15 protein-coding genes are annotated in these 14,163 nt (G+C 42.6%); 10 read left to right on the top strand and 5 right to left on the bottom strand.

Annotated features, from left to right (window positions below; genetic code table 11):
* Nucleotides 1-3: 3 nt before the first annotated feature.
* Nucleotides 4-603 (bottom strand): lipocalin-like domain-containing protein, encoded by a 600-nt coding sequence (locus JRG66_RS08770; RefSeq protein WP_265162389.1) that lies wholly within the window; start codon nucleotides 601-603, stop codon nucleotides 4-6.
* 389 nt (nucleotides 604-992) lie between these two features.
* Between JRG66_RS08770 and rplM the strand changes: the two genes are divergently transcribed.
* The 10 genes from rplM to JRG66_RS08720 all read left to right on the top strand — a co-directional run bounded on the left by rplM (nucleotide 993) and on the right by JRG66_RS08720 (nucleotide 11,795).
* Nucleotides 993-1,448, top strand: coding sequence for a 50S ribosomal protein L13 (rplM, locus tag JRG66_RS08765; RefSeq protein WP_265162388.1), 456 nt, complete (start codon nucleotides 993-995; stop codon nucleotides 1,446-1,448).
* Nucleotides 1,448-1,834: a 30S ribosomal protein S9 gene (rpsI, locus tag JRG66_RS08760; protein ID WP_265162387.1), complete on the top strand. Its 387-nt coding sequence runs from the start codon at nucleotides 1,448-1,450 to the stop codon at nucleotides 1,832-1,834. The genes rplM and rpsI overlap by 1 nt, the downstream gene beginning before the upstream one ends.
* 183 nt (nucleotides 1,835-2,017) lie before the next feature.
* Nucleotides 2,018-2,914: a 30S ribosomal protein S2 gene (gene rpsB, locus JRG66_RS08755; protein ID WP_265162386.1), complete on the top strand. Its 897-nt coding sequence runs from the start codon at nucleotides 2,018-2,020 to the stop codon at nucleotides 2,912-2,914.
* Nucleotides 2,915-3,006: 92 nt separating this feature from the next.
* Nucleotides 3,007-3,831: a translation elongation factor Ts gene (gene tsf, locus JRG66_RS08750; RefSeq protein ID WP_265162385.1), complete on the top strand. Its 825-nt coding sequence runs from the start codon at nucleotides 3,007-3,009 to the stop codon at nucleotides 3,829-3,831.
* Between the two features lie 423 nt (nucleotides 3,832-4,254).
* Nucleotides 4,255-4,962 carry a UMP kinase gene (pyrH, locus tag JRG66_RS08745; protein ID WP_265162384.1) on the top strand — a complete coding sequence of 236 codons (708 nt, stop codon included), beginning with the start codon at nucleotides 4,255-4,257 and terminating at the stop codon, nucleotides 4,960-4,962.
* A 42-nt stretch (nucleotides 4,963-5,004) separates the two neighbouring features.
* Nucleotides 5,005-5,559, top strand: coding sequence for a ribosome recycling factor (gene frr / locus JRG66_RS08740; RefSeq protein WP_265162383.1), 555 nt, complete (start codon nucleotides 5,005-5,007; stop codon nucleotides 5,557-5,559).
* A 123-nt stretch (nucleotides 5,560-5,682) separates the two neighbouring features.
* Nucleotides 5,683-8,103 (top strand): efflux RND transporter permease subunit, encoded by a 2,421-nt coding sequence (locus JRG66_RS08735; RefSeq protein ID WP_265162382.1) that lies wholly within the window; start codon nucleotides 5,683-5,685, stop codon nucleotides 8,101-8,103.
* A gap of 90 nt (nucleotides 8,104-8,193) precedes the next feature.
* Nucleotides 8,194-9,636 carry an asparagine--tRNA ligase gene (gene asnS, locus JRG66_RS08730; RefSeq protein ID WP_265162381.1) on the top strand — a complete coding sequence of 481 codons (1,443 nt, stop codon included), beginning with the start codon at nucleotides 8,194-8,196 and terminating at the stop codon, nucleotides 9,634-9,636.
* Between the two features lie 93 nt (nucleotides 9,637-9,729).
* Nucleotides 9,730-11,190, top strand: coding sequence for an RNA polymerase factor sigma-54 (gene rpoN / locus JRG66_RS08725; RefSeq protein ID WP_265162380.1), 1,461 nt, complete (start codon nucleotides 9,730-9,732; stop codon nucleotides 11,188-11,190).
* Nucleotides 11,190-11,795: a hypothetical protein gene (locus JRG66_RS08720; protein ID WP_265162379.1), complete on the top strand. Its 606-nt coding sequence runs from the start codon at nucleotides 11,190-11,192 to the stop codon at nucleotides 11,793-11,795. Before rpoN ends, JRG66_RS08720 begins: the two co-directional genes overlap by 1 nt.
* Here JRG66_RS08720 and JRG66_RS08715 read toward each other — a convergent pair.
* The 4 genes from JRG66_RS08715 to JRG66_RS08700 all read right to left on the bottom strand — a co-directional run bounded on the left by JRG66_RS08715 (nucleotide 11,790) and on the right by JRG66_RS08700 (nucleotide 14,155).
* Nucleotides 11,790-12,497 carry a porin family protein gene (locus JRG66_RS08715; protein WP_265162378.1) on the bottom strand — a complete coding sequence of 236 codons (708 nt, stop codon included), beginning with the start codon at nucleotides 12,495-12,497 and terminating at the stop codon, nucleotides 11,790-11,792. The two genes, JRG66_RS08720 and JRG66_RS08715, sit on opposite strands and share 6 nt — an antisense overlap.
* Nucleotides 12,498-12,598: 101 nt before the next feature.
* Nucleotides 12,599-13,081, bottom strand: a complete 483-nt coding sequence (locus JRG66_RS08710; protein ID WP_265162377.1) for an ExbD/TolR family protein — start codon at nucleotides 13,079-13,081, stop codon at nucleotides 12,599-12,601.
* An 18-nt stretch (nucleotides 13,082-13,099) separates the two neighbouring features.
* On the bottom strand, nucleotides 13,100-13,708 hold the full coding sequence (locus tag JRG66_RS08705; RefSeq protein WP_265162376.1) for an ExbD/TolR family protein: 609 nt from the start codon (nucleotides 13,706-13,708) through the stop codon (nucleotides 13,100-13,102).
* Nucleotides 13,709-13,717: 9 nt separating this feature from the next.
* Entirely contained in the window at nucleotides 13,718-14,155 is a 438-nt protein-coding gene (locus JRG66_RS08700; protein ID WP_265162375.1) for a hypothetical protein, read from the bottom strand.
* Between the last annotated feature and the right edge of the window lie 8 nt (nucleotides 14,156-14,163).

The following is a 14,163-nucleotide window of genomic DNA, read 5'->3' as shown; positions in this document are numbered from 1 at the left end:
CTTTTACTGTCTTTGATACACCATATCAATTTGTTTAATATCTGACGCTACGGTGTTCCCCGGGTCATCAGCCACATAAACAGCCGAATCGGTCTCGGCTTCAGTTAGTGTAACTTTCAAATATTCCTTTCCATTTTCACTATAGCGGGAAACGGTTTTAGACTGTGTGTATGCTATGCCGTTCACTGTGAAAGTAACTGTAAGTTCATTCCCATTAATCTGGTATGTAGCAGCATAACGACCTGTTGTTGAACAGGTAAATTTTCCTGAAGCGTCAAAATACAACCTGGCCTGTTCGGTTAATACATCTCCGTTGGTTTCAAAAACAAAAAACATATTGTCAAAACAGTCGGTTTCTTCAAGAAGGTTATAGGTATAATTACCATCTCCGTCAAAATCTACGGTTTTTCCTTCGCCAATTGAGGTCATGGAATACATGTTCCAGGTTCCGGCAAGGTCGTTCATGCTAAGATCCTGTGTAGGCACGGTAGAAGTTGTGGCATTAAGGGAAAGCGCATCGTCACTTACACTCTCTGCAGTACAGGACATTAACATACCTAAACCTACTCCGCCCATCATCACTCTTTGTAAATACTTTTTCATTTCGTCTTCTTTTTTCTTTTTCATTGAAACAGGTGGCAAAGATAATTTCAGTTAATCTTTTTTAATAATTTTTTAACACAAAATATTCCGTTAGTCGGTGATTTTGTGTTCTTTATCGATTAAGCCTTTTGAATACGGGGGCTGTACTATCGAGAATTCCTTCAGAAAAAAAGAATAGAAAAGAAAAATAAAAGAAGAAGATTCAGGCTCTCTTATAATAGGATAAAATGCCTGTTTGGAGGCAAAACCAAATCTTACTGAAAATCAGTTTATTCAAACCCAATAAATTAATGAAAGTGCCATTTGCAATATAAATTTATAGTTGTACATTTGCACCCCTGTTTTATGCAGGGAATGGAATGTTTAATTATTAAGTAAATTTAATTAGTGTGGACACATTAAGCTACAAAACGGTTTCTGCCAACAAAGCCACTGTAAACAAGGAGTGGGTTGTTGTAGACGCTGAAGGACAGGCCCTTGGCCGCCTTTCTTCTGTAGTAGCAAAGCTGCTAAGAGGAAAGTACAAAGCTAATTTTACCCCACACGTTGATTGCGGTGATAACGTAGTTGTTATCAATGCCGAGAAGATCAACTTAACAGGAAAGAAATGGGACTCAAAAGAGTACATTCGCCACACCGGCTATCCTGGGGGTCAAAGAAGCCTTACTGCTTCGGAATTATTCACTAAAGGTCCAGAGAGACTTGTGGAAAATGCAGTAAAAGGAATGCTACCAAAAAACAAACTTGGAGCAGATCTTTTCCGAAACCTAAGAGTTTTTGCAGGAGCTGAACACGACGTTCAGGCGCAAAAGCCAAAAACTATTAACTTAAACGATCTTAAGTAATGGAAGTTATTCACAAAATTGGCCGTAGAAAAACGGCTGTTGCACGTGTGTACGTTTCTACAGGAAGCGGGAACATCACTGTAAACAAAAAAGACGTTAAGGATTACTTCTCTACAAGCACGCTACAGTACAAAGTAAGACAGCCTCTAAACATGACCGGGAACGGTGAGAGCTTTGACATCAAAGTAAATGTTTACGGTGGCGGAATTACAGGACAGGCAGAAGCTATTCGCCTTGCCCTTTCAAGAGCTATGGTAGAAGTAGACGCCGAGAACAGAAGCACTCTTAAGCCGGAAGGACTACTTACAAGAGACCCGAGAATGGTTGAGCGTAAGAAATTCGGTCAGAAGAAAGCCCGTAAGAAATTCCAGTTCTCTAAACGTTAATATTATTTGGTGTTTTAAAGCGCCAAAAAGTTCATTTAAATCATTAGATTTTTGTTGTTACTCCGGAGTCACACTAAGCTTGACGAAGTGCCGGTGGTTAGTTTAGCATCTAAACGGTCAGGGCCTGATATGATATCGCCACCTGGTTGTTGCTAATTCAACAGAACGTAAACTATTACAAAAATGGCAAACAAAGTAGAAGTAAAAGAATTACTTGATGCAGGTGTACATTTTGGACACCTCACAAGAAGATGGAACCCAAACATGGCGCCTTACATATACATGGAGCGCAACGGGATTCACATCATCAACCTATACAAGAGTGCTGCTAAAATGCAGGAAGCCGGTGAGGCCCTTAGCAAAATTGCAGCCAGCGGTAGAAAGATACTCTTCGTAGCTACCAAAAAACAAGCAAAAGAAATTGTTGCTGAACAAGCCGAAAAAGCTAACATGCCTTACATCACCGAAAGATGGCCAGGGGGTATGTTGACCAACTTCGTTACTATTCGTAAAGCTGTTAAGAAAATGGCTTCTATTGACAGAATGAAGAAAGACGGTACCTTCAACACCCTTTCTAAAAAAGAACGCTTACAAGTAGATCGTTTAAGAGCTAAGTTAGATAAAAACTTAGGTTCTATTGCCGATATGAGCCGCCTTCCAGGTGCCCTATTCGTGGTAGACATCACTCGTGAACACATCGCGGTTAAAGAAGCTCAAAAATTAAACATTCCAATTTTTGCAATGGTAGACACCAATTCAGATCCAAGAGATGTGGATTATGTGATCCCTGCAAACGATGATGCTTCTAAATCAATTAGTAAAGTAGTTTCTTACGTGGCCGATTCTATCGTAGAAGGTCTTTCTGACAGAAAAGCTTCAGGAAAAGATTCTAAAGATGAAGACCAGGGAGAAGACAAGCCAAAAAAAGCTCCTAAAGCAAGAAAGCCGAGATTAGAGACCGAAGCTGTTTCATCAGATCCACAAGATCAAAAAGACATGAAAGAAGCTCAGGAAGATGTAAGACTAAAGTCTAAAAAAGAGACTTTGGCCGATGCAGACTCTAACGACGAAGAAGAATAGAAGTTTATAACATTGATCTGTGAGTCGTTTGGTTGCATTCCCTTTGAATTTGACTAAACGACTTATTTTTTTAATAAAAAACATTTAAGACTATGGCTAATATAACCGCCGCAGAAGTAAATAAATTGAGAAAAGCTACCGGTGCCGGTATGATGGATTGTAAAAAAGCACTGGTTGAAGCCGAAGGAGATTACGATAAAGCTATTGAAGTACTTCGTAAAAAAGGCCAAAAAGTTGCTGCGAACCGTGCCGACAGAGAATCTTCTGAAGGAGCCGTGATCGCTACAGTAAACGAAGGCAGCACCAGAGGTGTGATCGTTTCCCTTAACTGTGAAACAGATTTCGTGGCTAAGAACGAATCATTCATTCAACTTGCACAAGATTTCGCCGATCTTGCTTTGAACGTAAATTCTAAAGAAGAATTACTTGCAAAGGATTACAAAGGCATTACAGTTCAGGAAAAACTTACTGAGCAAACCGGAGTTATAGGTGAGAAAATCGAAATTGGGGACTTTAGAACCCTTGAAGCTCCTTTCGTAGGTTCTTACATCCACGCCGGAAACAAGATTGCTGTTCTTACAGGACTTTCTGAACAAACTGCAGGAGCCGAAGAAATCGCCAAGAACGTTTCTATGCAGGCAGCTGCAATGAACCCTGTGGCCCTTAACGAAGAAGGAGTTGACCAGTCTATCATCGAGAAAGAAATCGAGATTGCCAAAGATCAGCTTAGACAGGAAGGCAAACCGGAAGGCATGCTTGACAATATCGCCAAAGGTAAAATCAAGCGTTTCTTCAAAGACAACACACTTGTAAACCAGGATTACATCAAAGACAGCAAAATGTCTGTTGCTGAATACGTAAAATCTGAAGATGCCAACCTTAAGGTGGTAGCTTTTGAAAGAGTTGCTTTAGGATAAGCACTAACTTTTTATATCAAAACCCGCTTCTGAAAAGGAGCGGGTTTTTTGTTATACCCTTCAGCGGTTGAACTGAAGCAGACCTGCAAGGTTTTAAAAACTTATAGGTTTTTTTGTGTTAAACCCAATAGCTCTCCAAAAAAAACCTGCATCTTTAAATGCTGAAAAAATCTTTCAAAGTTCAAAACAGCGGAAGAATTATTTTCATTCATCTTGGCTCTTGACTCTTGCCTCTTGACTCTTCATTTCCCATACCTCTTTAAAATGGCATTTTCAACCTCATTTTTATCAGCTCAACCACAATAATGATTCATCCCTTAAGCATTTCCACATTTTGTAAAGCTTTTAATGTTTTTTGGAATTAAGCAGCCTGTAACACAAAGATAATTTCCTTAGTTTTGCACAACCCATCAAATCACGCAGATGCATTACAAAAGAATTTTACTAAAACTTTCGGGCGAGGCTCTAATGGGCTCTCGTCAATACGGGATCGATCCCGAACGTTTAGCCGAATATGCCAGGGAAATAAAAGCCGTGACAGACAAGGGGGTGGAAGTAGCCATAGTCATTGGCGGCGGCAATATCTTTAGGGGTGTTGCAGGTGCCAGCCGCGGGATGGACCGCGTGACCGGAGACCACATGGGAATGCTGGCCACGGTAATTAACGGCCTCGCACTGCAATCGGCCCTTGAAGATACCGGCATCCAAACCCGGCTTCAATCGGCCATAAAGATCAATGAAGTAGCCGAACCTTTCATTAGAAGAAAAGCCATGAGGCACCTCGAAAAAGGCCGGGTGGTCATTTTTGGAGGAGGTACAGGGAACCCATATTTCACCACAGATTCCGCAGCAGTCTTACGCGCTATTGAAATTCACGCCGATGTTATTCTAAAAGGCACTCGGGTTGATGGTATCTATACTGCAGATCCCGAAATTGACAAAAAAGCCAAGAAATTTGACTTTATCAGCTTTGACGATGTGCTTACCAAAGGATTGAAGGTGATGGACACTACTGCTTTTACCCTTAGCCAGGAAAACAAATTGCCAATAATTGTCTTTGACATGAACAAACCCGGCAATCTTGAAAAAGTGGTAACCGGAGAAAAGATAGGCACCAAAGTAAATTTTTAGACGAACCAGACTTATATAGTTTTTAAAAATTAATTTTTAGAAATGGACGACGAGTTAGATTTTATCATTGATAGCACAAAAGAAGCAATGGATAAGGCCATTGTTCACCTAGAGAAGCAACTTCTCAACATCAGGGCCGGGAAAGCCACTCCGGCAATGCTTGGCAGCGTAAGAGTAGATTACTACGGAAGCCAGACGCCGCTCAACCAGGTGGCCAACGTGAATACGCCCGATGCGCGCACGCTTACCATTCAGCCATTTGAAAAAAGCATGATCACAGCCATTGAAAAAGGCATAATGCAGGCCAACCTCGGCTTTAACCCAATGAACAACGGAGACAGCGTGATCATCAATGTTCCGCCCTTAACCGAAGAACGTCGTCGTGAACTGGCAAAACAGGCAAAAGCCGAAGCTGAAGATGCAAAAGTAGGGGTTCGCAACGATCGTAAGAACGCAAACCAGGACATCAAGAAGCTCGATATTTCTGAAGACCTTCAAAAATCGGGAGAAACAGAAATCCAGAAACTTACCGATGCCTATATTGAAAAGATAGACAAGATCCTTGTTATCAAAGAAAAAGAGATCATGACCGTCTAACCCAAAGACGATCAATACCTTTCAAAAAGCGGCTTTTTAAGCCGCTTTTTTTGTCCTTTTTCGGCACGGCTGCACTGCCAAAAGTTTACATGCTTTCTTACCTTTGCAAAACAATTTACTCCCATGTCTAAAATCCTCGGCTTTGAGTTCTGGAATACTGTTGCGCGCACTATTCTTCGGAACAGGATCCTCATCCTGACCCTGATTGCCGCATGCACTGTTTTCCTGGCGCTACAGTGGAAAAACATGAAGTTTTCCTATACTGAAGCCAACCTGCTGCCAGATGATGATCCCATTAACCTGCAATACCAGGAATTCCTGAAGAAATTTGGGGAAGAAGGCAATGTTATTGTCATGGCCGTTAATGATACAGCCCTCTTCACGCCCGAAAACTTCACCGCCTGGAACAAACTGGCCGACAGCCTTAACAACTTCCCTGAAGTTGAATTCACTGTGGCAGTAGGCAACTTACAAAAGCTGGAAAAATTTGAAGATCCCGGCCGCTTTGAAATGGTTCCGTTCATTTCAGAAGATGAGCCCGGCGAAGGTCAGGTAAAAGAGTACCGGGAAAAATTATTTCAGGATTTGCCATTTTACGAAGGTCTGGTTTACAGCAGGCATTCCAACACGGTACAAACCGCAATTTACCTGGACAAGGATATCGTCAACACCGGCAAACGGAAAAAATTTGTGGTAGAAGACCTCATTCCGTTAGTTGAAAATTTTGAAGAGCAATACGGGCTCAATGTTTACGTATCGGGGATGCCCTATATACGCACGCTCAATTCGCAGAATATTATTGACGAAATAGGCCTGTTCATTGGTGCCGCTTTGCTGGTGACCTCGCTTATTTTCTTCTTTTTCTTCCGAAGTGTTCGCGCTACAGTAATTTCAATGATCACCGTAATTATTGGGGTAATGTGGGCTTTTGGGGTACTTGGGCTGTTGCATTACGAGATCACCGTGCTCACCGCCATCATTCCGCCTTTAATAATCGTGATAGGCATCCCCAACTGCATATTCCTTATCAACAAATACCAGCAGGAAATCAAGAAACACGGTAACCAGGCAAAATCTTTGCAACGCGTGATCACTAAAGTGGGGAATGCCACCTTAATGACCAACCTTACCACAGCTTCGGGCTTTGCCACTTTTATACTTACCGAAAGTACCCTGCTCAAGGAATTCGGGATTGTAGCTTCCATAAATATCATTGCGATCTTTATTTTGAGCCTGCTCATTATTCCAATTATTTACAGCTATATGAATGTGCCGCGGGAAAAACACCTCAAGCACCTCAATAAAAAGTGGATTGGCGGCTTCGTAGACTGGATGGAAAGAATGGTAAAGCACCACCGCATTGCCATCTTTATTATTTCGCTGGTCTTGCTGGTAACAAGCATCATTGGCATTTACACCATAAAAGTTTCGGGTAGCCTGCTGGAGGATATGCCTCAGGAAGCAGCATTCTTTAAAGATATCAAGTTCTTTGAAGAGGAATTTGACGGCGTGATGCCCCTGGAAATTCTCATCGACACCAAACGGGAACAGGGTGTGATGAAGCTGCCTACCCTGAAGAAAATGGAAGAACTTCAGGAGCTTATTGCTGAAGAAGAACAGCTTTCACCGCCCGTCTCGATCGTGAACCTGGTAAAATATGCCAAACAGGCTTACTACAATGGCAATCCAAAATATTACCAGTTGCCCACTTCCCAGGAGAGGACCTTTATCCTGCCCTATGCAAAAGGCCTGGACGCCGGTGGCAGCAACCTGCTAACTTCTTTTGTAGACAGCACCGGCCAGTATGCGCGCATGACCACATTTATGAAAGATATTGGCACCCAGGAAATGGAAGAAATTGAAGAAGACCTGTGGCCAAAGATCAACCAGATCTTTCCTGAAGACCGGTTTTCGGTAGAAATGACCGGGAAGGCATTAATTTTTCAGAAAGGAACAAATTACCTGGTCAAGAACCTGGTCATTTCCCTGAGCCTTGCCATCTTTCTTATTGCCTTGATCATGGCCTGGATGTTCCGTTCGTTCAAGATGATCCTGGTATCGCTTATTCCCAATTTACTGCCATTACTGGTAACAGCGGGAATGATGGGCTTCCTTGGTGTTCCAATAAAACCTTCTACCATACTTGTTTTTAGCATTGCCTTCGGAATTTCGGTAGATGACACCATACACTTTCTCGCCAAGTACCGGCAGGAGCTCAAGGCCAATAACTGGAAGGTCAAAAGATCGGTCTATGCAGCACTTAGGGAAACCGGGGTGAGCATGTTTTACACATCAATTGTGCTTTTCTTTGGCTTTTCGGTGTTTATGATAAGCAGTTTTGGCGGCACCGTGGCCCTGGGCGGGCTGGTTTCGGCCACCCTCTTATTTGCCATGCTCTCTAACCTCATGCTGCTTCCGGCTTTACTTCTTTCACTTCAGAAAGAAATCGCCAACAAAGATGTACTGCGGGAACCAGCCATAGATATTATTCCGGAGGAAGAAGATTCCGAAGAGAATCAGGAAGACGGGGGCTCAAAAATGTGATTTTTGAGAGATCTTTTTGCCAGAAGCCTTTATTTTATTACTTGTAAGGCAAGTGCGGAAAAATTATCTTTGCTCTTCAAATAGAAAAAGATGATCACAGGAAAAGTTGCAGAACTTTTAGAAAGCACTCAGTATCTACAGGAAGTTGAAGTAAAAGGTTGGGTACGCTCCTTTAGGAGCAACCGGTTTATTGCCCTTAACGACGGCTCTACCATTAACAACATGCAATGCGTGGTAGATTACGAGCAGCTAAGCGAAAATACTTTGAAACGCATCACTGTTGGTGCGGCCATAAAAATAACCGGAACCCTGGTGGAGAGTCAGGGGAGCGGGCAAAAAGTGGAAGTACAGGCAAATGCAGTTGAAATTCTTGGAGATGCCGATCCCGAAGAAGTAAAATACACCATTTTGTCACCAAAAAGGCATTCTTTAGAGAAGCTTAGGGAGCAGGCGCACCTTAGGGTGAGAACCAACACTTTTGGCGCGGTAATGAGGCTAAGGTCTAAGCTTGCTTTTGCCATTCACAGCTATTTTCAGCAAAATAATTTCCACTATGTGAACACCCCTATCATTACGGGCAGTGACGCCGAAGGTGCAGGGGAAATGTTCAAAGTGACATCTTTTGACCTTGATAATATCCCGCGGAAAGAAGACGGATCTATAGATTACAAAGAAGATTTCTTCGGAAAGGAAACCAACCTTACCGTATCGGGGCAGCTTGAGGGGGAAACTTACGCCTTAGGCCTGGGGCAGATCTACACTTTTGGCCCCACTTTTAGAGCCGAAAATTCAAACACTTCCCGCCATCTTGCTGAATTCTGGATGGTAGAGCCCGAAATGGCATTTTGCGACCTTGCCGGCAACATGGACATAGCCGAAGATTTTATAAAGTATGTGCTGAAGTATGTGCTGGACAATTGCAAGGATGATTTGGCATTTTTGGAAGAGCGCCAGGCAAATGAAGATAAGGCAAAGCCCGAAGCCGAACGCAGCGCAATGAGCCTTACCGACAAGCTGAAGTTTGTTGTTGAAAACAACTTTAAGAGAGTGAGCTATACCGAAGCCATAGACATTTTAAAAAGTTCAAAACCCAACAAAAAGAAGAAATTCAGCTATATCATAGAAGAATGGGGAGCCGACCTGCAAAGTGAGCATGAACGCTACCTGGTAGAAAAGCATTTTAAATGCCCGGTGATCTTATTTGATTACCCTGCCAACATAAAAGCCTTTTACATGCGTTTAAATGAAGACGGAAAAACAGTTCGTGCCATGGACATCCTCTTCCCCGGAATTGGAGAGATTGTGGGAGGTTCACAACGGGAAGAACGCCTCGATGTTTTGAAGCAGAAGATGCAGGCTTTGGATATTGATGAAAAAGAACTCTGGTGGTACCTGGACACCCGTAAATTTGGTACCTGCGTACACAGCGGGTTTGGTTTAGGTTTTGAAAGGCTGGTACAGTTTGCCACAGGTATGGGGAACATTAGAGACGTGATCCCTTACCCAAGAACACCACTAAACGCCGAGTTCTAAAAACCTTTACATCCTAAAGTACTCATAAAACAATCTGCGTTCGTTTACGTTTGTAGATTGTTTTTTTTATTTTTATAAAAAGCCAGTAAGTATATGCTAAAACAGCAGTTAAATTTCAAATTATCTCAAAAGCTTTCCCCTCAGCAAATTCAGTTGATGAAGCTTATCCAGCTGCCTACACAGGCTTTTGAGCAACGGCTTAAGCAAGAAATGGAGGAAAATCCTGCCCTTGAAGGCGGCAAGGAGGAGAGCGACGAGTACGAAGAAGATTTCAAGACAGACGATTACCAGGAAGACGATCCCGGAAATGAAAGCATAGACACCGATATTGATGTAGATGAATATTTAAGCGACGACGAGATTCCCAGCTATCGTTTACAGGCCAACAATTACAGCGCCGATGACGAAGACAGGCAGGTACCTTATGCCTCGGGCACTTCTTTTACCCAGTATTTAAAGACGCAGTTGAGCACTTTAAGGCTCAATGAATCTGAAGAAGAGATTGCCGAATTTTTGGTGGGAAGCGTGGATGAAAGCGGATATATACGAAGGTCGGTTCAGGATATAGTAGACGACCTGGCTTTTACGCAAAACATTTATACCGATGAAGAAACTGTTGAAAAAGTATTAAAATACGTTCATGAACTGGATCCTGCCGGGGTGGGGGCAAGAAGCCTTCAGGAGTGTTTGCTCATTCAGTTAAACCGGAAGGAACAAACCCGGCCGGTAAGCCTCGCAAAAGACATTATAGAAAAGTCTTTTGACCAGTTCAGTAAAAAACATTACCAGAAACTACTTTCAAAGCACGATATTTCTGAAGAAGAACTTCGCAACGCCATAGATGTCATTGAACATCTCAACCCTAAACCCGGTGGTGCCTATGCAGGCAATACCAGGGCTGTGGAGCACGTGATCCCCGATTTTACGATCAAGATCTCTGAAGGTGAACTGGAATTGAGCCTTAACGGCCGAAATGCACCCGAAATGCACGTCTCAAAAGACTACAGTGAAATGCTGAAAGGCTATAAGGAGTCGAGAGAAAAGAGCAAGGCGCAGAAGGATGCGGTGATGTTCATCAAACAAAAGCTCGATGCTGCAAAATGGTTCATAGAAGCTATTAAGCAGCGGCAAACAACGCTGTTTGTTACAATGAGCGCTATCATGAACTATCAGAAAGAGTATTTTCTCACCGGTGATGAAAGGAACCTCAGGCCAATGATCTTAAAAGATATTGCCGACGAGATCGACATGGATGTGTCAACCGTTTCCCGTGTGGCCAACAGCAAGTATGTTGACACTCCCTATGGGACTAAACTCATTAAAGAGTTCTTTTCTGAATCTATGAAAAATGACCAGGGGGAAGACGTGTCTACCCGTGAGATCAAGAAGATCCTGGAGATGACCATTGAGGATGAAAACAAGAGAAAACCATTAACCGACGAGAAACTGGCGAAGATCCTGAAGGAGAAAGGATATCCTATTGCACGACGTACAGTAGCCAAATACCGGGAGCAGCTGGATATTCCCGTTGCCCGTCTTCGAAAAGAAATTTAATGAAGCTTCTTCTAAGGTCGGCTTCCTTCCTCTTCCATCCGGTTTGGATGCCATTTGCTGGCACTTTGATCTATTTCCTGGTAACCCCAAGGTTTTTCCCCTTAGAAGTGATTAAAGCCAAGCTTTTGGCCGTGGCAATCATCACTATATTCATCCCCATTGTATATGTCTATATGCTGAGAACTTTGGGGAAGGTGAAAGATCATTATCTAAATGAGCTAAGGGAAAGAAAATGGCCCCTGCTCCTCTATGCCGGGCTGGATTTTGTAGTTCTAAAGTACGTCATAAATACTTTTGATTACCCGGCCCTCTACTACTTTTTTGCAGGAGTAATGGCTTCATCAGTTATGGCACTGTTCTTATTGTTTGCAAAGATCAAAGCGAGCCTGCACATGATAGGCTTAGGCGGCCTCATCGGGTTTTTGGTCCTGCTTAGTATACACTTCCACCTGAACCTGGTTTACAGCATAAGTTTTCTTGTAGCCATCACCGGACTTACTGCTACTTCCCGGCTGTTTTATGGGGCACATTCCTATTCCGAATTATTTACAGGCCTGATACTGGGAATTCTCCCACAGGCTATCGCGGCCATTGTGTGGTTATAACAAGTAGAAAGTAAGCCCCACCTGGAAAGTGCGAAGATCGAGATCTTCATTATTCACCGCGGCATCTTTAAAGAAAGAGTTGAGGCTGTAATAAAAAGAAAAATTAAAGGTGTTATAACCAAAAGTAAAGGTTGCGCCTAACCGTAGTTTTTCAAATTCAGGAATGTTCGTCTCCCTAAAGCTGTTGCCATCCTGCACAAACTTAGACTGAAAATGGTAAACATAGGCGGGACGGATCCCGGTATAGATGCGCCAGAATTTATAACTTTCGGGAGTTGAAGTGCGCCATCTAAACTGGATAGGGAGATCTATAGACTGCGTGGTAAAGCGATTTGCATCGAAGTCCACCCTGTCTCTGTTGAGTACTGTAAAACGCGTTCCTTCCCCCTCTGTGGCTTCCCCTATGAACAGGTTTTGGCCATAGGTATCAAGAGACCAGCCCAGGCCAACCCCCAGGGCCACATTCCGGCGTGAATTGAGAGGAAAGTCCCTTATAAAACCGGTGTGAAAGCCCCCGGAAAATTGTGAGCTCTTTATTTCAGAAGGACCACCGCTAACAATGTTATAGGTAAAGCTCACATAAACCTGATCTTCGCGATACAAGCTATCTACAACAGCCGGGATATCATTCTTCTCCTGCGCTTTCAGAAAAAAAGGCAAGAATAACAAAAGGAGAAAATGCCATTTTTGGATGTGGTGCATTAAAATATTTTAATCAAAGATAATGCGAAGCTAAACAGCATTCAAAAAAAATCCCCTTTCATGAACCTGAAAGGGGATCTTCAAAAAATAATGAATTGATTTTAATTTAAATTCTGTGACGCGTCACCTGTACGGGTGGTGTAGTTGATCTTAAGAGCTTCAGCTTTTCTAAGTTCCATCTTAATATCAGATACCAGCCCCATGTTGGTTTCGTGGTCTACTTTAAGAGCTGTGGTAAGGAAAGGAACAAGTTCTTCCCTTTTTGTTTCTCTTTCAGCATAAATGAACTGCTGGATATCAGTAACCTCTGCGAAATTGTCATTTAATTGTATCCTTGCTTCTGTACCAAAGTTTTGTTGAAACCTCTCACTGGGTTTACCAGCATAGATGTACATTACAAGATCTTTTTTGTCAAGTTTTTCCACCTGGTCGGCATAAGGCAAAGTGTTTTGCACCTTCAGGGTGGTCTCCCTCATTGTTGTAGCAACCATGAAGAAGAAAAGCAGCATAAATACGATATCTGGCAGGGCCGAAGTATTGATCGCGGGTAGTTCACTACTTTTTTTCTTATTGAATTTTGCCATAGTTTTTAATTTTCGCGATTAATTTTTAGGATCGGCTTCAGAGAGTTTTTGAGGCCACATATCTTTCACTTCCTCAATTTGCTCTTTTAACCTGTCCTTATTTCCTGTAAAAGTCACGCTGTTGTAATCTGCTTCCATTTGAGCAAAGGACCTGCCGTACAACCTTTGGGCGGTACGATCACGCAACTCATTATATGCACCTACAAGTTCGTTTTGAACTGCAATATAAGTTCCATACTCTGTTTGCCTGTCATTTACCAGCATAATTACCGCTTTGATCGGGTTATCTGAAGAAGTTGGATCTCCGGCACCCTGGCAATAATCACATGCCTCGGGGCCTACTCCGCCACCGTTGTCCAAAAAGGCAATGGCAGCGTCTCTAAGATCTTTAAGCTCCATGAGCTCATCTTCTACTAACAGATCGTTATTACGGTTTACAATTACCTTGAAAATATTCTTTTCTTTGATAATTGGTGGTTCAACGTTTTCATCCTGCATTGGAGGTAACTTTCTGCTGATACCGCTATCGGTCTCAATAGTTGTGGTCACCAGGAAGAAAATCAAAAGCAAGAACGCGATGTCGGCCAATGAACCGGCATTTACTTCAGGTGTAGATCGTCTGGCCATAGCTTTTTATTACTTTATAAGTTTTCTTACTCCCGAAAGTACCATTAGCAATACTGCAGCTGCGGCAAGTATATAGAAGGTCACAAGACCTGCACCCACCCAGTGGTCTGTATTTGCTGAAAGCATTGTTCCGTCTCTTAGTTGTTTCTCTGTACCATCGGTAAGCACATAGGCAATTGCCACTACGAGTATAAAAGATCCTACTGCAATAAGGGTTCTTTTAATATCGCCAGAGAACAATCCTTTTATTACAAAGAACACAACCAGCAGCACAATAATAGCAAACACAAGATATGCCACATATAAGAATGGAGATACCACGCTTGCCTGTACATCGGCTGAATTTTCTATAGCATCATCACCGGCCATGAGAACTCTCCCCCAAAGGATGAGCCCAACCACTCCAATGACGAGCGCTAGATATTTTAATATTTTATGTAAGGTCATAATTAAAT

This window comes from Salinimicrobium tongyeongense (assembly GCF_026109735.1).
Classification (GTDB): Bacteria; Bacteroidota; Bacteroidia; order Flavobacteriales; family Flavobacteriaceae; genus Salinimicrobium; species Salinimicrobium tongyeongense.
Note: the sequence above shows the minus strand (reverse complement) of the source record. Positions and strands in the feature narration are given on the sequence as shown.